Source organism: Bacillus alkalicellulosilyticus (assembly GCF_002019795.1).
Taxonomy (GTDB): Bacteria; Bacillota; Bacilli; order Bacillales; family Bacillaceae_F; genus Bacillus_AO; species Bacillus_AO alkalicellulosilyticum.
Map to the genome: position 1 here is coordinate 719,143 of NZ_KV917381.1, position 20,381 is coordinate 739,523.

28 protein-coding genes are annotated in these 20,381 nt (G+C 38.0%); 21 read left to right on the forward strand and 7 right to left on the reverse strand.

Annotated features, from left to right (window positions below):
- Positions 1-7: 7 nt before the first annotated feature.
- From mutY to BK585_RS03600, 5 genes are all read left to right on the forward strand, one after another.
- Complete coding sequence (mutY, locus tag BK585_RS03580; protein WP_078551901.1) at positions 8-1,093, forward strand: A/G-specific adenine glycosylase; 1,086 nt, start codon at positions 8-10, stop codon at positions 1,091-1,093.
- A 4-nt stretch (positions 1,094-1,097) separates the two neighbouring features.
- On the forward strand, positions 1,098-1,856 hold the full coding sequence (locus BK585_RS03585) for an SDR family NAD(P)-dependent oxidoreductase (protein WP_078551903.1): 759 nt from the start codon (positions 1,098-1,100) through the stop codon (positions 1,854-1,856).
- Between the two features lie 216 nt (positions 1,857-2,072).
- A complete protein-coding gene (locus BK585_RS03590; RefSeq protein ID WP_078551905.1) occupies positions 2,073-2,624 on the forward strand; it encodes a chromate transporter in 552 nt (183 codons plus the stop codon).
- Entirely contained in the window at positions 2,621-3,154 is a 534-nt protein-coding gene (locus BK585_RS03595; protein ID WP_078551907.1) for a chromate transporter, read from the forward strand. Before BK585_RS03590 ends, BK585_RS03595 begins: the two co-directional genes overlap by 4 nt.
- 159 nt (positions 3,155-3,313) lie before the next feature.
- Entirely contained in the window at positions 3,314-4,084 is a 771-nt protein-coding gene (locus BK585_RS03600; protein ID WP_170885459.1) for a MerR family transcriptional regulator, read from the forward strand.
- Between the two features lie 111 nt (positions 4,085-4,195).
- Here the strand turns inward: BK585_RS03600 and BK585_RS03605 are convergent, their stop codons facing one another.
- Both BK585_RS03605 and BK585_RS03610 read right to left on the reverse strand, forming a co-directional pair.
- Positions 4,196-5,074, reverse strand: coding sequence for a hypothetical protein (locus BK585_RS03605; RefSeq protein ID WP_078551911.1), 879 nt, complete (start codon positions 5,072-5,074; stop codon positions 4,196-4,198).
- A gap of 15 nt (positions 5,075-5,089) precedes the next feature.
- Positions 5,090-5,596, reverse strand: a complete 507-nt coding sequence (locus tag BK585_RS03610) for a sigma-70 family RNA polymerase sigma factor (RefSeq protein WP_342744277.1) — start codon at positions 5,594-5,596, stop codon at positions 5,090-5,092.
- Positions 5,597-5,792: 196 nt separating this feature from the next.
- On the opposite strand from BK585_RS03610, the gene BK585_RS03615 reads away from it, so the two are divergent.
- From BK585_RS03615 to BK585_RS03645, 8 genes are all read left to right on the forward strand, one after another.
- Positions 5,793-6,539, forward strand: a complete 747-nt coding sequence (locus tag BK585_RS03615; RefSeq protein ID WP_078551913.1) for a class I SAM-dependent methyltransferase — start codon at positions 5,793-5,795, stop codon at positions 6,537-6,539.
- A gap of 24 nt (positions 6,540-6,563) precedes the next feature.
- Entirely contained in the window at positions 6,564-7,235 is a 672-nt protein-coding gene (locus BK585_RS03620; RefSeq protein ID WP_078551915.1) for an HAD family hydrolase, read from the forward strand.
- Between the two features lie 136 nt (positions 7,236-7,371).
- Positions 7,372-7,620, forward strand: coding sequence for a hypothetical protein (locus BK585_RS03625; RefSeq protein ID WP_078551917.1), 249 nt, complete (start codon positions 7,372-7,374; stop codon positions 7,618-7,620).
- Positions 7,621-7,814: 194 nt separating this feature from the next.
- Positions 7,815-8,525: a cytochrome c biogenesis CcdA family protein gene (locus BK585_RS03630; protein WP_078551919.1), complete on the forward strand. Its 711-nt coding sequence runs from the start codon at positions 7,815-7,817 to the stop codon at positions 8,523-8,525.
- A 24-nt stretch (positions 8,526-8,549) separates the two neighbouring features.
- Positions 8,550-9,083: a thiol-disulfide oxidoreductase ResA gene (gene resA, locus BK585_RS03635; RefSeq protein ID WP_078551921.1), complete on the forward strand. Its 534-nt coding sequence runs from the start codon at positions 8,550-8,552 to the stop codon at positions 9,081-9,083.
- A gap of 23 nt (positions 9,084-9,106) precedes the next feature.
- Positions 9,107-9,265: a hypothetical protein gene (locus tag BK585_RS23875; RefSeq protein ID WP_170885460.1), complete on the forward strand. Its 159-nt coding sequence runs from the start codon at positions 9,107-9,109 to the stop codon at positions 9,263-9,265.
- Positions 9,266-9,549: 284 nt separating this feature from the next.
- Positions 9,550-10,326, forward strand: coding sequence for a GNAT family N-acetyltransferase (locus BK585_RS03640; RefSeq protein ID WP_078551923.1), 777 nt, complete (start codon positions 9,550-9,552; stop codon positions 10,324-10,326).
- A gap of 85 nt (positions 10,327-10,411) precedes the next feature.
- Positions 10,412-10,876: an RNase adapter RapZ gene (locus tag BK585_RS03645; RefSeq protein WP_170885461.1), complete on the forward strand. Its 465-nt coding sequence runs from the start codon at positions 10,412-10,414 to the stop codon at positions 10,874-10,876.
- A gap of 52 nt (positions 10,877-10,928) precedes the next feature.
- Here the strand turns inward: BK585_RS03645 and BK585_RS03650 are convergent, their stop codons facing one another.
- Complete coding sequence (locus BK585_RS03650) at positions 10,929-12,224, reverse strand: serine hydrolase domain-containing protein (protein WP_170885462.1); 1,296 nt, start codon at positions 12,222-12,224, stop codon at positions 10,929-10,931.
- Between the two features lie 185 nt (positions 12,225-12,409).
- Here BK585_RS03650 and BK585_RS03655 point away from each other — a divergent pair, with 185 nt between their 5' ends.
- The 4 genes from BK585_RS03655 (at position 12,410) to BK585_RS03670 (ending at position 14,866) form a co-directional block, all read left to right on the forward strand.
- On the forward strand, positions 12,410-12,937 hold the full coding sequence (locus BK585_RS03655; RefSeq protein WP_245805774.1) for an RNA polymerase sigma factor: 528 nt from the start codon (positions 12,410-12,412) through the stop codon (positions 12,935-12,937).
- Positions 12,924-13,685, forward strand: a complete 762-nt coding sequence (locus BK585_RS03660; RefSeq protein ID WP_078551929.1) for a hypothetical protein — start codon at positions 12,924-12,926, stop codon at positions 13,683-13,685. The genes BK585_RS03655 and BK585_RS03660 overlap by 14 nt, the downstream gene beginning before the upstream one ends.
- A gap of 81 nt (positions 13,686-13,766) precedes the next feature.
- Complete coding sequence (locus BK585_RS03665; protein ID WP_078551931.1) at positions 13,767-14,159, forward strand: hypothetical protein; 393 nt, start codon at positions 13,767-13,769, stop codon at positions 14,157-14,159.
- Positions 14,160-14,476: 317 nt separating this feature from the next.
- On the forward strand, positions 14,477-14,866 hold the full coding sequence (locus BK585_RS03670; RefSeq protein WP_078551933.1) for a hypothetical protein: 390 nt from the start codon (positions 14,477-14,479) through the stop codon (positions 14,864-14,866).
- A gap of 220 nt (positions 14,867-15,086) precedes the next feature.
- On the opposite strand, the gene BK585_RS03675 is transcribed toward BK585_RS03670, so the two are convergent.
- From BK585_RS03675 to BK585_RS03690, 4 genes are all read right to left on the reverse strand, one after another.
- Positions 15,087-15,413 carry a hypothetical protein gene (locus BK585_RS03675; RefSeq protein WP_078551934.1) on the reverse strand — a complete coding sequence of 109 codons (327 nt, stop codon included), beginning with the start codon at positions 15,411-15,413 and terminating at the stop codon, positions 15,087-15,089.
- Positions 15,414-15,480: 67 nt separating this feature from the next.
- On the reverse strand, positions 15,481-16,443 hold the full coding sequence (locus tag BK585_RS03680) for an NADPH:quinone reductase (RefSeq protein ID WP_078551935.1): 963 nt from the start codon (positions 16,441-16,443) through the stop codon (positions 15,481-15,483).
- Between the two features lie 17 nt (positions 16,444-16,460).
- Entirely contained in the window at positions 16,461-17,612 is a 1,152-nt protein-coding gene (locus tag BK585_RS03685) for an LL-diaminopimelate aminotransferase (protein WP_078551936.1), read from the reverse strand.
- A gap of 115 nt (positions 17,613-17,727) precedes the next feature.
- Positions 17,728-17,949 carry a cytosolic protein gene (locus BK585_RS03690; RefSeq protein WP_078551938.1) on the reverse strand — a complete coding sequence of 74 codons (222 nt, stop codon included), beginning with the start codon at positions 17,947-17,949 and terminating at the stop codon, positions 17,728-17,730.
- A 112-nt stretch (positions 17,950-18,061) separates the two neighbouring features.
- Between BK585_RS03690 and fabL the strand changes: the two genes are divergently transcribed.
- The 4 genes from fabL to ntdP all read left to right on the forward strand — a co-directional run bounded on the left by fabL (position 18,062) and on the right by ntdP (position 20,342).
- Positions 18,062-18,811, forward strand: a complete 750-nt coding sequence (gene fabL / locus BK585_RS03695) for an enoyl-[acyl-carrier-protein] reductase FabL (protein WP_078551939.1) — start codon at positions 18,062-18,064, stop codon at positions 18,809-18,811.
- Between the two features lie 61 nt (positions 18,812-18,872).
- Entirely contained in the window at positions 18,873-19,043 is a 171-nt protein-coding gene (locus BK585_RS03700) for a gamma-type small acid-soluble spore protein (protein WP_078551941.1), read from the forward strand.
- 313 nt (positions 19,044-19,356) lie between these two features.
- Entirely contained in the window at positions 19,357-19,797 is a 441-nt protein-coding gene (locus BK585_RS03705) for a DUF3939 domain-containing protein (protein ID WP_078551943.1), read from the forward strand.
- Between the two features lie 14 nt (positions 19,798-19,811).
- Positions 19,812-20,342 carry a nucleoside tri-diphosphate phosphatase gene (gene ntdP, locus BK585_RS03710; RefSeq protein WP_078551945.1) on the forward strand — a complete coding sequence of 177 codons (531 nt, stop codon included), beginning with the start codon at positions 19,812-19,814 and terminating at the stop codon, positions 20,340-20,342.
- Positions 20,343-20,381 lie beyond the last annotated feature (39 nt).

The following is a 20,381-nucleotide window of genomic DNA, read 5'->3' on the forward strand; positions in this document are numbered from 1 at the left end:
GTAACAAGTGACAACTGAAATCTTAAAGCAATTTGACAACGAGACATTTCGAAATAACCTCATTGAATGGTATGAAGGGGAGCAACGAGACCTTCCATGGCGAATCAACCAAGACCCTTACCGAATCTGGGTGTCTGAAATTATGCTCCAGCAAACAAGGGTCGAAACCGTCATTCCATACTACTTAAACTTCATGAAGCAATTTCCGACGCTAGAAGATCTCGCTTATGCAGAAGAGGAAAAAATTTTAAAAGCGTGGGAAGGACTAGGGTATTATTCACGCGTTCGTAATCTACAAACGGCGGTTCGAGAAGTAGCAGAGAATTACGGGGGTATCGTACCGGATACGAAAGAAGAAATATCAAAGCTAAAAGGCGTTGGACCATATACCACTGGAGCGATTTTAAGCATTGCTTATAATAAACCGGAACCAGCCGTCGACGGTAACGTGATGCGTGTTCTATCTAGAGTACTTTTAATTGAAGAAGATATCGCGAAAACAAAAACACGCAAATTATTTGAAGATGTAACCTATGAACTGATATCTAAAGAAAAGCCCTCTGAATTCAATCAAGGCATCATGGAACTTGGAGCGTTAATTTGTACACCGAAATCTCCTGGCTGCTTGTTATGCCCAGTCCGAGAACATTGCAGAGCATATGAAAAAGGGGTACAAAAAGAGCTTCCAATCAAGGCGAAGAAAAAGAAAGCAACAAAAAAAGAGATGGCAGCAGCGGTCATTCAAACCAACGACGGCCAAGTCGTCATTCATCGACGTGGTGAAAAAGGGTTACTTGCAAAGCTGTGGGAGTTCCCTAACCATGAAACCATGGATGTGAACAAGCAAAAGCAAGAACTAGAAGCTTTTTTACGTGATGAATATGAAATGGATGTTGTTCTTACAGAAAAAGTGCAAAACGTAGAGCACACCTTTTCTCACTTAATCTGGAATATTACTGTTTATAAAGCAGAGTTGAAAAGCGGATTGCCAAAAAGAGACGACATCGCGTTAGTCGACCGAAACTCTGTAGAAAGCTATCCGTTCCCGGTATCTCATCAAAAAATCATTGAGCATAATTTACTGAGGGGGTAATCCCGTGGAGTTAGGTTTACAAGGAAAAGTAGTCATCATTACAGGTGGCTCAAAAGGAATCGGTAAAGGCATCGCCCAGGCTTTTCTAGAAGAAGGCGCACAGGTTGGAATCATTGCACGCTCTCTTGAAGGACTCGAGCAAGCCAAAAAAGAGCTAGGGGAAGTAGCTCTTTTTAACGGAGACCTTAGTGTAAATGATGAGCGAGAAAGAGTTATGAATGATGTTCTGTCCCACTTTGGTACAGTCGATATTCTTATCAATAATGCAGGGGGAAGCAATGGCACAACCGTCGCAGAAACGGACATTGCTTTATTTGAAGAAGCGATGCAATTGAATTATTTCTCAGCAGTGCACATGAGTCAGTTGGTCCTTCCGATTATGAAGAAAAAACAAAGTGGCACGATCATTAACATCTCATCGATATTCGGAAGAGAATCAGGTGGGAAGCCAACATACAACAATGCAAAAGCAGCAATGATAAGTTTTACAAAAGCATTAGCTGATGAAGTGATCAAGGACGGGATTCGCGTCAATGGTGTTGCGCCAGGCAGTATCTTGCATCCAACAGGCAACTGGCAAAGACGATTAGACGAGAACCCGGAAAAAATTAATTCGTTTGTTGATTCTGAAATCCCAGCAGGGCGCTTTGGTACCGTCGAAGAAATAGCGAATGTTGTGCTGTTTTTAGCTAGTGAAAAAGCGTCATGGATTGTTGGCGCCACACTAAATGTGGATGGTGGACAATCAAAAGCAAACTTTTAAAAGTGGTGTGGGTTCGTTGCGGACATACAGTCCCTTATTTCTTAAAAAATAGCCACTTTGCACAGCTAACGGACATACGATTCGCTATTTGCTTAAAGTAAGCGTGTTTGACCCTGTTTTACTGAAAATAGAGTCTCTGGTGTCCGTTAGAAATCAAAAAAGGCCAATTATAAGGAAATAGCGGAACCACGGTCCGATAGAGAAGGTGGGGAGAAAATGAAGCAATGGCAAATTTTTTTGGCATTCTTCCGAGTTGGAATATTTGGGTATGGTGGCGGTCCCGCCTCAATTCCACTAATTCAAAAAGAAGTCGTCGAAAAATATAGTTGGATGAACGAAGATGAATTCGCAGATATATTAGCAATAGGAAACACATTACCTGGTCCGATTGCTACAAAAATGGCAGGGTATATTGGCTACAGAGTCGGTGGCTATCTAGGAATGTTTAATGCATTAGCAGCATCTGTAGTTCCAACCATTGTATTAATGATTGTCTTTTTAACATCGCTCTCTGCTTATAAAGACCAAGCGTGGGTTCAAGGAATGACGCAAGCTGTTATTCCTGTAGTAGGAGTCATGATGGCAGTATTAACGTGGCAGTTTTTTGCAAAATCCAAAGCGGGAATCGGTTGGAAATGGAGTTTGCTTCTTATCGGAATCAGCGTTGTCCTATTAGGCTTTCTTACGTTACATCCAGGATTTTTAATCGGGGCACTCCTCCTATTTGCGATTGTAAAAAGGGATAAAAAGGAGGCGGCAGAAGGATGATATACATAGAAATTTTTCTCGCCTTCTTTCTACCAGGAATTCTTGGATACGGTGGCGGACCAGCGTCAATTCCACTAATAGAGCATGAAGTCGTTCACCGCTATGGCTGGATGTCAGTCGATGAATTCGGCGAGGCGCTTGCGTTAGGAAATGCCTTACCAGGACCGATTGCCACAAAGATGGCAGGGTATGTTGGATTTGAACAAGCTGGGATTTTAGGAGCATCTGTTGGTGTTTTTGCGACAGTGGCACCATCATTAGTCTTAATGATCGCCTTACTTAGCTTACTTTATAAATTCCGAGAATCCCCAAAAGTAAAGCGAATGACGAATGTTGTTCGCCCAACGATTGCGGTTTTACTTGGTCTATTAGCCTATCGCTTTTTTGGGTCATCGATTGAATTATCAGGCTGGCTTCAAACAACGGCGATTGTTGCGATCAGTTTTTTACTTCTTGAAAAATGGAAGGTCCATCCTGCGTTTGTGATAGCAGGCGCCCTCTTATATGGTGCGTTTTTCTTGGGGAGATAAGCAATTATAATAAATGTATTGAGAGTAATCGAACTAGTGATTACTCTTTTTTAGTTTTAGATATTTTTCTTGAAAAGTATAAAATAATCAAAATCTTCTCTTGAACCTCTAGTTACAGTAGGTTTTATAATGAAATTATACTTTTTAGGAGGGGATGTTGTGGGTCAAAATGATACGTATTCAATAGGTGAGTTTTCACAAAAGACAGGAGTATCCATTCGTACATTACATTACTATAACGATATTGGGTTGTTGAATCCTGAGAAAAATCCATCATCGGGGCACCGGATGTATAGATATGATGACATCGTAACGTTTCACAAAATTTTAAGCTTAAAGCAACTAGGATACAGCCTAGAAAAAATTTCAAACCTACTCGATGAAACAAGTTTTACAGTCGAGTTAAATGAATCGTTAGCGCTTCAGCTTCAGTCGTTAGAAAAGGAAAAAGCAAAAATAGAACAACTGGTGAAAAATATCCGGAGAGTTCAAAACCTACTAGAACAAGAAGGAGAGGTAGACAGTCGTCTGTTGTTCAGTCTCATACACGCGATGGAAGGAGAACGCGAACAAAAGCAATGGATGAAGCAAAATAACTTTTCCGAAGTACTAGAGGAACTGTCACAAAAATCCGAAGAAGAACAATTTAGCTTGGACCAGTCGTTTGTGCAACTAGCCAATGAAGTGAAACAATTGTACGGAACTCCAATTAATCATCCCAGCGTACAAGACATGGTCAGTAGATACATGCAGTCCATTTTCACGTATCTAGGTGACGACCTGATGGAAAAGCTAGCAGATGTTAATATAGAAGAAATCGACGTGAAAGACTTAGAAAACATGGTTAATACGCCATTCACCAAAGAAGAACAAACATGGCTCAATGAAGCGATGGAACATCATATGAAACAAAGTGAAATCGAAAAATGAAATAGGTGAGACAAAAGGTAAAAAAACGATGGCACTGAAAAAGTTAGGTTTAACTTTTTCAGTGCCATCAATAAAACAACCTTTTGTCTGCGCCTCTTCTGCATTCCTCTTCTATTTAGCTTCCGTCACATAGGCAGTTACAACAGTTTGACGTAATGCATTGTTACTTACCTTTACATGGATGTATTTTTTCGTGACTTTCCCTTTGTGATCAGTGATTGTAATTGTGATTGTATCTTCTCTCAAATGCTCAGGGTAATCGCCCAATTGGATATGGCCTTCAGCTGAGGTAGGTGATCCTGCAGCTATCTCCGCTTGTTCCTCTGGACTCAAGTTATCGAATTCCTCTGGATTAAAGTCATCGACCGGAATGCCGTAGCCAAGAAACTGTGAAAAGTTATCACTTGCAGCCCATTTATATAAATTCCACGCGTCCCAACGATACCAGATTTTATCATACTCATTGAAATCTTCACTAAAAGTCATCGTAATTTCTTTTTCATATATGGAATCCCAATCATGAATCCTTATTTGTTTTTCTTCGTCAAAATAAGAAGTATATTCTATGTCCCAGTATTTTTCATGTTGAGTTTCTGTCCAATCTACTGCATCCAAATATTCCTTTTCAGTACTAATTTCGATTTTGGCAATGTTTTCTCCCTCAATGAAGAATTGTAAATCGGGTCTTGAGTTAACTTGTCTAACAGATGTTCCAAGCTCTTCACGAGTTAATCCAATGTCATCTAACGTAATTTTCGTTCCATCCGAATCAATGAGTGTAACCCCATAAGCTGACGTATTTCCTCCATTAGGTATATTTATGACGACGAGCACGGCCAAGACAAGACAAGCAGCCACAGTAACTCCTTTTATCCATGTCATCTTCATTCTTTTTTGTTTCACTGTTTGCTCAATAATCGAATCAAGCTTATCAGTTGGCACATCAATTTTGTCTAATTCTCTTTTGAAATCAGGAAATTGTTCAGCCATTTGCGCAGTCCTCCTTTAACATAGTTCGTAACTGTTGAATTCCTCGGTGAATGTTTGTTTTTCGGTACCTTCTGGACAATCCAATATATCCGCAATTTCCTTTACAGAATAATCTTTGTAAAACCTTAGAAGTAAGACGGACTTATATTTTTCTTCTAACTCTGTAATCGCTTGTAACAAATCAAGGTCGCGGTGATGTTCCGCAAAAAAATGGTCATTTGTTCGGTTCTCAATAAACTCCTTTTCCATAGGGATAACTCTTTTCTTTTTATTCAACAACTCAATAGCTGTATTTATGAGAATACGTGTCAGCCAAGTTGAAAAATATCTTTCTTCCTTTAGCGAATGAATCGAGGTAAATGCTTTTAAGATGGTTTCTTGAAATACCTCAAGCGCTTCATCCTCGTTTTTCATATAGACAAAAGCTATTTTATAAAGCTTGCTTTTTTCGCTTTCCATAAGGATTTGAAATGCTTTTTTATTTCCTTTTTTAGCCTTTTTGACTATTTTTACATCATGCAATGAGTTGCCCTCCTTTCAAGTTTTCTAATAGTTAGAGCAACAACCTATTAAAAACGTTTCAAATTGTATACATTTTTTTCTAGTCTCTTTTTACATTACCATTTACTAGTTTGAGACGGGAATATAAATTGTTTCAAGGAATTTCGTAATAAAAGTGGAAATGAAATAACAATAGAGGAAAAGAGGGCGTGAGAAAGTGAACCAACAAAGTAAAGTAAATAAACAAGCATGGGAGTACAGAGCCTATGAGTTTTGGATTCAAAGAGACGGGTCTCCTATCGATAAAGCGAAAGAAATCATGGCTAACCCAAAGGCTTCTTTAAAAAAACATGCACCCTATTTTCATAACATTGAAGGGAAGAGCATCGCAAACCTATGCGGATCTAATGGTCGAAAGGCAGTTCCATTATCGTTACTAGGAGCTGATGTCACAGTGTTTGATTTATCAGAAGAAAATAAAAGGTATGCAATCGAGTTAGCTGCATGTGCAAACACTTCAATCGACTTTATAGTTGGTGACATCTATGACATTGATGTCAAATCGTATGGCGAACGCTTCGATATCCTTTATTTAGAAGGTGGGGTCTTGCATTACTTTGAAGATATCAATCGGTTAATGAAGCTTCTTTATTCTCTTTTAAAAAAGGATGGAACAATGATTTTAAGTGATTTCCACCCTCTTAGAAGATGCATTCGACCTGACTTTACAATTGAAGCTACCTACTTTGACAATGAACTGCAAAGCGGGGACCTCGCATATAAGCATCAATTTTCCGAACAAGAACAACGTGATTTCCCTAGTGTATTAATTCGACCTTTTACGTTAAGTGAAATCTTAAATGCAGTGATTACATCCCAGTTTACTATCCAAAAGTTTGATGAACATCGTGGTTGGAATAATGAAAATATTCCTTGGGAGTTTACAGTTATAGCGTCTAAATAACTTTAGGGGAAAGAGGGGAAACTGATGATTAAATCAGTTATATTTGATTTAGACGGAACACTACTTGACCGAGATGAGTCGGTAAAACAATTTATTGCTTGCCAGTATGAAAGATTATCGACCTATCTCGGTCATATTCCAAAAGAGAAGTATGTGACACGATTTATAGAACTGGATCAACGAGGGTATGTGTGGAAAGACAAAGTGTATCAACAAATAGTCGAGGAGTATAAGATATGCGGAATCAGTTGGGAAGCACTGTTACGAGATTATAAAAATAAGTTTAAAAATCACTGCGTACCCTTTCCAAACCTTATCGAAATGTTAGAGGCATTACAAAAGCAGTACATCTCCTTAGGAATGATTACAAATGGATATGGACAATTTCAAATGGATAACATAGAAGCTCTATGCATAACATCATATTTTGATAGTATCCTAATATCTGAGTGGGAAGGCATCAAAAAACCCAACCCCGAAATTTTCAAGAGAGCACTACACAAACTTAACGTCTTGCCGAATGAAAGCATCTTTGTTGGAGACCATCCAGAAAACGATGTTTATGCTGCACAAAAGGTCGGGATGAAAGGAGTTTGGAAGAAGGACTTGCAATGGAACGATGTCGAAGCAGATTTCATTGTAACTAACTTGATAGAGGTTCCTTCACTTATTGAACAAATAAACCTCAAATCTTAATACAGATAATATGCCCTTTAGCAAAAAGCGTTTCTGTCACAGCAGCAGGAGCGCTTTTTCCCTATTAATTACAAATAGTAGAGATTGTTCTGGGTTTATATGGTAAGATATTTGTGTGATGTAAGGAGGTACAGCATTGGATAATAGAAACCTCTATATAAACATGATTGTAGGGTCGATAGGAATTATTTTAATCGCACTAGGAATATTCGAATTCCTATCAATAGTTGAGAGTACAACAGGGTATATACTGACGATACTCGGTTTTATGATAATCGTTCACTATATCTACCATTTAGAAAAGAAAGCTGGAATTAGTGATACAATTATTTGGATTCGAGCAAGTATTCTTATCATAATTCTAGCTAGTATTTATTTCATATAGAAAGGAACAAATGCAATGAATCTACTTAAAAGAGGATCGAAATACATCATGATTTTTGGAATAGGCTTCCTTATTGGGATGTTAATGTTAACATTTTGGGGAATTTACGATTATATATTCTATGGGTAATTACTGATTAGTTCGTTGATTTAAAATAAGTCCTAAAAAGAGATTATCGAAAGGAATGTTTTAAAGTGCCTGAAGTTACGATACTATTAGCTTTTGCAGCAGGAGTATTAGCTTTTGTTTCTCCCTGTACCTTACCTCTTTACCCTTCGTTTATTTCCTATATTACTGGTATTTCGGTTAATGAATTAAAAGAAAACAAGAAATTATGGAAGGTAACTATGGCCCATTCTATAATTTTTTGTCTAGGTTTTTCCTTTATATATTATGTCTTCGGTTTCTCTGCAAGCATGGTGGGTAGTTTATTAATTCAGTATCAACCATTGATTCAGAAATTAGGAGGAATTTTTCTAGTACTCATTGGCTTATTTCTTGCTGGTATCATAGAACCTAAACTGTTATTTTCTGAACTGCGGATTAAATATCGTCCTAACAAAATTTCATATGTAAATACATTTATTATCGGAGTCGTTTTTTCAGCAGGATGGACGGCTTGTATAGGTCCTATTTTTGGGGCAATCATGTATTCGGCTATGGCTAATCCAACCAAAGCGTTTGTAAATATCACTGCCTTTTCATTAGGATTCTCATTGCCATTCATCGCAATGGGCTTTGCCATTGGAAAAGTTCGTTTTATTACTAAATATTCCTCAATATTAATGAAAATTGGTGGAGTAATTATGGTGCTTTTAGGAATCATTATATTTTTCGGTAAGATGTATTACATTAATATTTTTGGGAACCAAATTCAAGAGTTTATCACTCGTATTTTTACTTAATTACAGGCTATTGAGGTGGACATAATGAAGCGAAAACGGTTAATCACAAGAACCGTTATTTTATCTTTTTTACTATTAGCGATAGGATATACGTTTTATTTCAGCTTTTTTAATGAAAGGAATAGTATACAAATCGGCGCTAAATCCATAAATTTTGTCCTTGAGGATATCGATGGACAACTCGTAGAATTGAATGAATATAAAGGGAAAGGAGTCTTCTTAAATTTCTGGGGGACGTTTTGTCCTGAATGTGTTACAGAAATGCCAATAATGGAACAACTGTATCAGGAATATTCAGATAAGGGAATTGAGTTAATCGCAATTAATGCAGGGGAAACAAAACTCTCAGTTCAACGATTTGTGGAACGTATGAATCTTTCGTTTCCTGTTGTCATTGATACGGGAAAAGGGATTTATGATGCATATGGAATTAACCCTCTACCCACAACGGTGCTAATTAATGAGTACGGTGATATTGTCGATGTATATACTGGTCCTTTGACAGAAGAAATTACTAGAGAATTTCTGGAGCAAATTAAACCTGCTGAGTACAACTAATTTAATTAGTGAGGAGCTTGTAAATGAATAATTGGTGGTACGGTTTATATTTTTTGATATTAGGAGTTATTTCTTTTTTTACAGGAGAAATCATAACGTTTATTATGCTCGGTTTTATCCTAATTAGTTTAAATAATATAAACAACACACTGAAAAAAATGTCAAAGCAAGATAAAATATAAAATCTATTAGGATTATATCGGATAAATATGGAGGAGGTGGTTTACACGGAATCAATTAAAAAATTGACATCGGTACAGAGAATGGTTTTGATAGGTACAGTGGCTCTACTTGTTGTCGCTATACTGTTGGCAACCCAATCTTACTTCAGTTATGTGGAAGTGACTACTGCAGCAAATAACTGCTATGATTTAGGTGGATATCCTTCGATTGAAAAGTCTGGGTTTAAGATGACTTATTTCTCATGTGAGGTGTAACAGGTGGTTTGTGAGGGAGGAATTTTTGTATGGACAAAACAAAATTATTAGAACAGTTAGTGGACATGGAACAACAGTATGTACGTCTGTTTTCAGATGCGATAGAAACCGATGAAGCTATTACATTTAGCGATTGTGCCATACCTGATATGTACTCTCACAATTTTTCGTGGTACAAGTCAAGTGAAGGGTTACATGACTTCATTTGTAAATCACTCAAAAAAAAGGAAACAATCGCTAGTGGTTTTTTTAGAGTGGAGACAACAACTCCAATACGTAAAGAGTTTCTTGATCGTTTACCAGTGCAACCACAAGTATGTACATATGACATCATGTTTTTTGAAACAAAACAGTATCATAGCCTAAAAGGAAATCCTGTATGCACAATTAAAAAAGCAACTGATGAAACCGTATTAGAAGACGGAATTGATGTAGATATAGTAGCCAATCAAGAAGAGATGGGCCTTGATTTTGCAACAAGGAGAATCAACAGAAAAGCTGAAGTCTATAAATCTAATAAAATGTTAGACATGTTTGTATGCTATAAAGGAAAGACACCCATCGGGAATATTGAATATATGTCGCGAGAAGGAATTGTAAAACTAGACGATTTTAGTATTTTAGAGCAGTATCAAAGAAAAGGATTTGGAACTGCCGTTTTAAAATATGTCTTAGAACAAGCCTATACCACAAACAATGAAATCGCATATCTCATAACAGATAACGAGGATACAGCAAAAGAAATGTACGAAAAGAACGGATTTTCAAAAATTGGTGTGAAAACAGAGCTATTGTTTTTTCTTTAATAAATATAGATGCTATAAAAGAGCAGTGCACATTAAAATGGCTGTGTTCTTTTATGTATATCTTCTAATCGGGAGGAAAACAATTATGACAACAGTATACGTAACGGGCTTATCAGGGGTAGGGAAGTCATCGGCCCTAATGCACTTAGCAGAACAAGGATTTAAAGTTATTGATACCGATTATGGCTATACAACGGTTGGAAAGACGAAAGACGGAGAAGAAGTAATGCTAGATGAAGAGAAAATGAATCAACTCCTTCAAGAACATGGAGAATCTCATTTGTTTATTTCCGGATGTTATTCGAACCAAAGCAAGTTCTATAAGTTGGTTGATTATATTGTGCTTTTATCAGCTGACCTTGATGTGATGTTGCAGCGAGTGGTAGAAAGGACTACTAATGATTTCGGGAAGAATGAACAGGAAAGAGAAGAGATTATAGCTAGTTTTACATATGTATTGCCATTATTAAAAGATAGTTCGGATCTGGTGATTGATACAACGAACAAAGACGTGGACGTCGTTTGTGAGGAACTAAAGCGGTTGTTATAAGCTGGAACAAAAGCTATCCTAACTTTTGTTCCAGCCTTTACACTATTTCGGATTACTCTGCTTTTATCTTTTCCATTGGTATCTCTAGCCCATCTTCACTAAAGGTGAGCTTATTGACGTTTCCATCGGTATCCTTTTTAAAAGAAAGCAGCCCTGTCGACATTCCAATTGTAAAAATATCTTCTTCGTCTGATTGAGTAATAGCTTTTAATTCAGCTTGATAAGCGGGTGCCGTTGAATCATAGAATACCATTCTCCCGTCTATGTATTCGGCGGTAAAAGGAACGCCCATTGTTGGTTCCATATAGGTACCGGTGTATTTTTCTGCGGTATTTCGTTGTAATTCAATTGACGATTGTTGTTGGGGTAAAGCGGTATCATTTCCATTTAGAATTGACCGAATGTCACGGGTTATCGTTTCCATTCGTGGGCCAAAATAGACACGATTACTTAAAATGATGATGACTAGACCTTCTTCTGGATAACGACTAATAATAGAGTTAAACCCTGTAATTCGTCCATCATGGTATACCCCATCTTCAGTCACAAACCAACCATACCCAAAGTTTCCAATGTGTTTCGTGAATAATAATTTTCGAGACTCCGAACTCAAAATCATATCCGTATAAAGAGAACGGTCCCATTTATATAAGTCTTCTACTGTAGAATACATAGCACCAGCCCCGTAAAAACTTGATATGTTCCAATCCGGAGTTTCCTTATAACCATGCATCGTACCAGAGTATCCTTTCGTCTTGCCGGCTTGATTCAGTCCATTTGTAACCACTCCGGTGTCATTCATTGACAAAGGGGTAAAAATGGTTTGCTTCAGGTAAACATCATAGGGAAGTCCGGTTATGCTTTCAATAATTTGCGCTAAGAGAACGTAGCCAGAGTTGCTATAATGGCATGATGTACCTGGCGGAAAGGAAAGAGGTTTGTCTCTAATTATGTCTATAATCTGATCAGGTGAAAGTATCTTATCTTTAGTATTGTAGAAGTCAGCGGTTTCTGTATAGTTTGGGATACCAGAACTATGAGTTAATAACTGGTGTATGGTAATCTGAGAGGCATGAGGGTAATGAGTAATATACTTGTCGATCGTATCATCACAATGAAGTTTTCCTTCTTCTTGTAGTTTCATAATTGCGGCTGCAATGAATTGCTTCGAGACAGAGCCAATTAAAAATGGAGTCGAGGAAATATGTGGAATTTGCTTTTCATAATCCGACATGCCATAGCTTTTAGTAAAAAGAATGGATTTTCCTCTAGCAATCAATACATTTCCAATGAAATATCCTAGCTCGTAGTTGCGTTGCAAAAATTGTTCGATTTTCTCGTTAATCACTATACATCACCTACTTTTTAATATATTTCTAGTGTAGTAGATAAGGAAGAATTATACAAATGCAAAATGAATAAAAACAGAGGGGCGAGTAGGGAAATTTTTTAAACAAACTGAAACTTTTTTGTAATTCACACGTCTTTAGGAAAAGTCATTTTCACGACATCCAAAGAGAAAGAGGTGGTCAAATGTCTGATGAACTTGCCAAACAACAAATTCAAGAATGGTACGAACAATATAGTGATGAAATTTATCGCTTTGTTTTGCTCATGATCGGTGATCAAGACCAAGCAAAGGATGTAACACAAGACACCTTTTTAAAGGCGTACCAATCAATGGACTATTTTCAAGGAAATACGTCAGATAAGAATTGGCTTTATAAGATTGCTAGAAACGGGAGCGTCGATTATATTCGTAAAAAGAAACCGATTCGTTTCATCCTAGATTCGATATCAACAATACCTTCGACAGAATATTGTCCCGAGAAAATTTCTTTGTTAGGAGAAAAAGAAGAACAGCTTTACCGTTCGTTACACAAATTAAAACGCTCCTACAGAGAAGTCATTATTTTACGAAAGATAAAAGAACTATCAATTCAGGAAACGGCAGACGTGCTTGGATGGAATGAAAGTAAAGTAAAAACAACCTTGTTTCGTGGGCAAGCAGCATTAAAGAAGCAAATGGTCGAGGAGGGATATACGCATGAAACGATGTAACGACAATTCAGAAATGGATGAAACGTTGTCACGCTTACATTCAATCGACTTTACTAAAGAGGAAAAACAGGAAATTTACACTGATCTCATGAGGGGAATTGAGCAAGGCAGTAAAAAACAATCATTTCTCAGTGCTTTCAAGCCCGTATTTTTATCAGTTCTTTCAGGACTTATCTTACTTATAGGAGGATACTGGTTAGTTACCGAAGTCATCTTAGAGGATCATAAAAAAGGAAATTATAACATAGGTGACGTTGCAGAACCTGTGACAGTGACAGATGTAAAGGACGTTGAGGAAAAAATCATCATGCCAACGGAAATGCCAAATGACTTTCAATTTTCTCTAAAATATGGAGTAGGTGCCTTACATGAGATAAACACATTTGAAAATAGTTACACAAAAGACCTTGTGTTAGATGGAACGGTGACTACTTCATTAAAGTTTTCAAGAGAAGAAATGAAGGAAATATACGAAGAAATGAAGGCTATCGAATTGTTGTCAATGATTCAGGAAGCTGAATATTTCGGAGAAGATGGCAGTACAAGAGTCGGGTTCCCGGTATCTGATTATTTTCTAACGGTTCAGATGAATGGAGAAGCATACAAGGCACATTGGTCTAGCAATGTGTATGAAGAAGATATCGCATTGACATTAGCCATATTTGTTAACCGTTACCTACATGATGAAGTAATTGTAAATAGGAAAGAATTTCAGCAGTTGCCTGAGGCAACAGGTTGGTATCAGTAAAAACTCCACCAGGCACGAAACCAAATGGATGAAACGTATTACAGAGTATAATCGTTACATTAGTAAATGGAGGAGATTAAAATGAAAGTCCTTATGATATTAGCTATAGCAATCGTGATTGGAGTAGGGTGTTCAGCCAAGACAGGAAATCAGGAAAATCAAATGGTTGTAATAAAAAGCCCAACTGTAGATGAAATTTTAGCAACTGATGAAAATGCTGATTTGTTTGTGATGAACGAGGTTGTATATGTAAATGCTGAAGATGTGGATTGGGTACAAGAACGTGAACTTACCCTAAGTCAAGAAAGCTTCGAAATTATAAAACAAGCAAAAAAAGGTGATGAATTTTCTAACGGGACAGCCACTAAGATACCAGTAGGGACAAAGGTGTATAAACCGAATGAAAAAGGCGACATCTTTATTGCGATTGTAGATGGGGAAGAAATTCGTTACCTGGGTTGGCGAGAGGGATAGAGTCTTGTTTTGCTTACGGACCCTGAGTCCGCTATTTGCCCTAAAAATGGAGTTTTTATATTGTAACGGACACAGGAGACCTTATTTTCACTAAAAGGCATGAATTTTGCCTGTTTTCAAGAAAATAAGGTACCTGATGTCCGTTACATCGAAAAATCCTAAAAAAAACGTAAAATAAGGGCTCTCATGTCCGTTAGCATTGACTCAATGGTGCTGAGCTTGTGAATCCAGAAATATCGTACAAGCCTCGTTGAGTTTCATTTCGATAATCCGTTAAAATGCTTCCATTTAATTCTCTTAGAAGAGAGAGGTAGACAATGAATAAAAATAAAGTAATACGCTATATCTTAGTCTGCTTGATACTCATTATCCTTATACCCACTGCTAAAATTACTTATAAGAACAAACAAGTGGAGAAGGCGGTAAAGGAAGCAACGATTCACTTTTTAGAAGAGGAATGTGACTTAAAGGTAAATGAAGTTACAGTAGAGATGGAATGGCTAAGGCTAGCTAAAAGATTTGGTGACCGATCCTGGAAAGTGAATACAGATGTTCGAGATGTAGAGGGTTCAATATCAAAAAATGTAGTTGTTTCATTATCGTGGAGCGGCTGTAGAATGGGAGAACTTCAACATGGAGGAGGTTATATTCTCAATGAAAAAGAGAAACGATTTTTCTTTACTCCCCATCCTGAAATATATAAATAATTTCTGTAAACTCTCAAGCTAACTTTATCAAGAAATTCTTACTTGTTCGAAGGAACACTCAAAAAAAGTGGTCAGTCAGAGCGGGAGACAATCTTAGATTGTTGGTATCATAAGAAAGTAATATATAGGTCATAGATATACCACCTGGACACATTAATGCACCAGGTGGCTTTATTATGGTTCTTAAAAAGTTTGACATTGGATTCGCTTATCTTTTGTGTTATAACGGCAATCCCAATGATTCTATCGCTCTTTTTGTTTCAGTGGTGCCAAACTTATGAATCATTCGGTATACATCGTATAAGCCGCGTTGAGTTTCATTGCGGTCTCGGTCTGTTTCTAGTTCATTGAAATGCTTGAAGGTAAATAAATCACCGAGCTCCATATCATGAGCTTGCACTTCAAGGAGGAGGTCTTGCAACTCTTTATACTCGGCGTCGTTTACAAAAATCTCATATTCGATGAGTTGACCATCACCGATTTTAGTTGGACTAATGTCTTCCATACTGATTGGATTTAAATTGACGTAGTATGTTTGTCGTTCCATGTTCAACCACCTTTTTGTCTTAAGCTTTTTAATAGCTTTTGCCAAAATGGTGATTTGTACTCACAAATTAAGGTGTAAGAACGATCGTTCCGTTGAATTGTTTCGCTTCTAGGGCTTCATGAGCCTGAGCAGCTTCTTCAAACGTAAACACTTTTCCGACATGTGTTTTTAATTTTTTGTCAGCGAATAGGCTTGAAATTTCAATTCCTGCTTTATCTAAATCAGCTTTTGGTGCAGTGAATAAAAGAACACCTAGTAGAGCTGCGTTTTTCATATTGAGCTTGCGCCACGGTAATGTTGGTGCATTGTTTTTAGGAGAACCAATTGTCACAATTCTTCCTCCGTTAACAATCATGTCTAAGTCAGCGTCTAAGTTCTCACTAACGGACATATCAAGAATGACGGAGACTCCTTGACCTTTCGTCAAATCAAGTACCGCTTCTGTTACATTTTGCTTTTTATACAAGATGACGTGATCTGCACCAGCTTCTTTGGCAATCTTTGCTTTGTCGTCATCGCCTGCAGTCGTGATAACTGTAGCGCCATGAACTTTCGCAAGCTGAATGGCAGCATGCCCCACAGCGCCAGCGCCACCAAAGATTAAGACTGTTTCTCCTTTAACCAACTTTGCACGAGCAAACAAAGCGAGATGAGCCGTCATAAAGGCCATCGCTAAAGCTGCGCCATCGACTGCACTCAAATAACTAGGCAAAGAAAAGAGTTTGTCTTCAGGCACAGCGACGAACTCTGCTGAAGTTCCTTTAATATTTGTTCCCCACACTTTATCTCCGACTTGCCACTTTGAGACTTCTTGGCCGACGGCTACTACGGTTCCAGCAAGGTCAAAATGAGGAATGTATGGAAAAGCATCCACCTCTCTGACACCAGAGCGAAAATAGGTATCAACGGGGTTTAATCCACTGGCGCCAACTTCAACTAATACTTCGGTTGCCCCCGGAACCGGTTGTGGCAATTCGGCCATTTCTAATACGTCAGGTCCCCCATACGTACGATATACAACTGCTTTCACAAAAATCCCTCCTAAATTTAAAGAAGTGTTTGTAATCGTTTCGCTGCTTCTACTAAGTTTTCCTTCTCTTGAACCAGTGCAATCCGAACATAGCCTTCTCCTTCAGAGCCAAAGGCATGGCCAGGCGTAACAACGACACCGGCTTCAATCGCATCAAGTGAAAACTGATAGGATGTGTAACGCTCTGGTATAGCAGCCCAAATGAACATACCACCATCTGGTTTGCGAACATTCCATCCTAACTGATGGAGCTCTTGGACAAAGCAATTTCTTCTATTTTCATATGTAACACAATGTTGATTTAAAAATTGATAATCACTCGTTAACGCTAAGCTTGCCACCTTTTGAATGGGAGCAAAAACACCGTAATCGACATGAGATTTCACGGTCGCTAAAGGCTCAAGAAAAGCGGGATCCCCTAAGACATATCCAATTCTTGCACCTGCCATATTAAAGCTTTTCGATAAAGAATTAAACTCGATTGCTGTTTTTCTTGCATTCGGCAATGAGAGAATACTCATTGGCTTTTTATTATCAAAAATAAGTTCGGAATAGGCGAAATCATGAATGATCAGAATTTCATGATCAATTCCAAACTGAATCAGTTTTTCAAAATACTCTTTAGTTGCCAGAGCGGCGGTAGGATTGCCAGGATAGTTTGTAATCATAATTTTTGCTTTTTCTCTTACTTCATCAGGAATAGCATCAAGGTCCGCCATAAAATCATTTTCTTCGGTTAGAGGTGCGAGATAAAGCTCAGCACCTGCTAAATGGGCACAGGCAGAATAAATCGGATAGCCAGGATTCGGAGCAATTAGGTAATCTCCTTTATCTAAATAGGCTAACGCGATATGTGCAAGGCCATCCTGGGATCCCATGAGCTGAAGCACCTCGTGGGGTTGAACGACAACATCATATCGATTTTGATAAAATGCGCTGACAGCCTCTTTGAATTCTTCGCTACTAGTGATGGTATACCCATAGCTATCAGGACGCTGCACTTCTTTTGCTAGAGCTTCTCTTATAAAGTCAGGAGGAGGAAGGTCCGGACTTCCAATACTAAGGTCGATTAAATGATGACCTTGTTTGATTTTTTCTGCTTTTTTAAAAGCCATGTCACTGAATACACTTGTGGCAAGTTGATTTAATTTGATCGAAGGGTTTATCATTTGAACGCTCCTATAACTTCTAATTAAGTCTATTTTAATGGAAAAATAAAGAGAACAACAATAAAAAACCTTTGAATGTGAAATCATTCAAAGGCATTTCAAACTATATTAAATGCTAGTCATAATGAATTTGCGTGCCATGTTCATAGCTGGCATCATGCTTAAAGCCACCGCGTGCTTCAATTTCCTTAATGATTTCACGGTGTATTGTTACGCCCTCAGAGTTTAAATAAGGGGTCACTTGCTGTAAGTTTTTATGAAAGTAAGCAAGCTCTTTGTCTGTCCAATCTTTTTTGGACATCATCGTTAGTTCTGTCATATCTCGACCGACATACATGAGGTCAGCCTCCTTATGTTCAATGTATGATTAGTGTTTCTAGGAAGAAGGCTCTCTATACGATATAATAGGACTGGTATATATAGTAGGAGTGTGGAAAGGAAGGATAACCATGGAACAAAAAGTAGCACTTGTCACCGGAAGTAGTCGTGGCATCGGAAAAAAAATTGCGCTAAATTTAGCTGAAAAAGGATATGACATTGTCATTAATTATGCAAGAAGTAAAAAGGCGGCTCAAGAAACAGCTGCCGAAATTGAAGCACTTGGAAGAAAAGCACATATCATCAAAGCAAATGTGGGCAAGCCTGAGAAAATTAAGGAAATGTTTGCAGAAATTGATGAAGTATTTGGGCGTTTAGATATATTGGTAAATAACGCAGCCTCTGGTGTTTTGCGTCCTGTAATGGAATTAGAAGAAAGCCATTGGGATTGGACGATGGATATTAATAGTAAGGCGTTACTATTCTGTGCTCAAGAAGCGGCAAAACGAATGGAAAAAGTAGGTGGGGGTGCGATCGTAAGTTTAAGCTCGTTAGGCTCCATCCGCTATTTGAAAAATTACACGACAGTTGGTGTATCAAAAGCAGCGGTTGAGGCGCTTACGAGATATTTAGCGGTTGAATTAGCTCCAATGAACATTGTCGTCAATGCGGTGTCTGGCGGAGCCGTTGATACTGATGCTCTAAGTCATTTTCCAAACCGAGAAGAGTTATTGAATGATGCCGCAGCAAGGACACCTGCAGGACGCATTGTTGAACCAGATGATCTTGCTAATGCGGTCATGTTCTTATTGTCCGAACAAGGAAAAATGATACGTGGTCAAACGATAATTGTTGATGGCGGAATTTCCTTATTAACCTAATTATTTTTTTTGGATAAAAGATGAGCCTCCGGGAGACATTATTGTTGTGGAGGTGATACCAATGGCAAAACAAAACAAAGCTTCTCAAACAAACGCACAAGAGGTTAGAAGACAAAACCAAGCTTCTATCCAAGGACAAAGCCAAAACACTGAATTTGCGAGTGAGACTGATGCTCAACAAGTACGTCAACAAAACCAACAATCAGCTCAACGCAAAAACCAACAACAATAATGTAGTAACTCTCAAAGGGGTAGGCACTTTCTGGGTGAGAACCAGAGGGTGCTTGCCTTTCTATTTACTGTTCCTATAAACAAAAAAAATATACATACAAATGCATTCACTTCGGTCATGAAAGAAACTAAAAAATGGTGAAGACCGCCTTTTTTAGTTTCTTTTTGCATCGAAGTGTTTTTTTATTAATCCAAGACTTCTGCCTTTTTTTCGATGATAAGGTTTTCAAAATGTTTGAGAAGAGGGTATAATAGAAAAGATAGGTAATGTTTACTAACTGTAAAAAGTGAAGGTTTGAAAGGAGAATCTCTCCATGTTTTGGAAAAAGAAAAAAGAGGAAGTGGAAGAGCCGGAAGTCGATCTATCGATTGAAGATGTGAGACAAGTTATTATGGAAGCAGCTTCTGATTTACCTCTTGCTATTTCTTTACGCTCACTCGTGAATGATGATTACTCCATCGATTTTTCCTTGTTAAAAAGTAAGATTAAAGGTGTTCCAAGTCAGCCATTTTATATGTCTAAGGAAACCTTTGAGGTGTTTGAGGCACCTGAACAAGCAAAGCTGTTAGATGATGTACAGCGGGCAGTGGACCAATTTGTAAAAGAAAAAGACGAGTTACCCGTGATTCCAGGAGACCCGCATCGAAAGATAAGTTATTTTATGATAAAGGATTATTTGCATGGTACACCACAGGAAACAACATATTTATCCAAACATGATAACTTGGTAACTCATCGACGTCCAATAAATTAGGGAAGGAGAAAATAATGAGTTTCCCCAGAGCTGGAAGCCTAATTCAAGTCCAGAGTTATAAACACAATGGACTGATACATCGCACATGGGAGGAAACGGTAGTCTTGAAGGGGACGTCAAAAGTTGTGATCGGTGGAAATGACCGTATTCTTGTAAAAGAGGCGGACGGAAGACAATGGCGTACGAGAGAGCCTGCAATTTGTTATTTTGACTCACAGCACTGGTTTAATATGATCGGTATGATACGGGCTGATGGGATTTATTATTATTGTAACTTAGGCTCGCCCTTTACTTGGGACGAAGAAGCATTGAAATACATTGATTACGATTTAGACATTAAAGTATTCCCTGATATGACGTACAAACTCCTAGATGAAGATGAATATGCACTTCATAGTAAACAAATGAACTATCCACAACCCATTGATGCTATATTGAAACGCAGTGTCGATGAATTAATATCGTGGATTCACCAACGAAAAGGACCGTTTGCACCGCAATTTGTAGAGATGTGGTACGAGAGGTTCTTACAATATCGAATTTAAGCGAGGGTGGGGCAAAAGGTTGATTTTGTCCTACCCTCT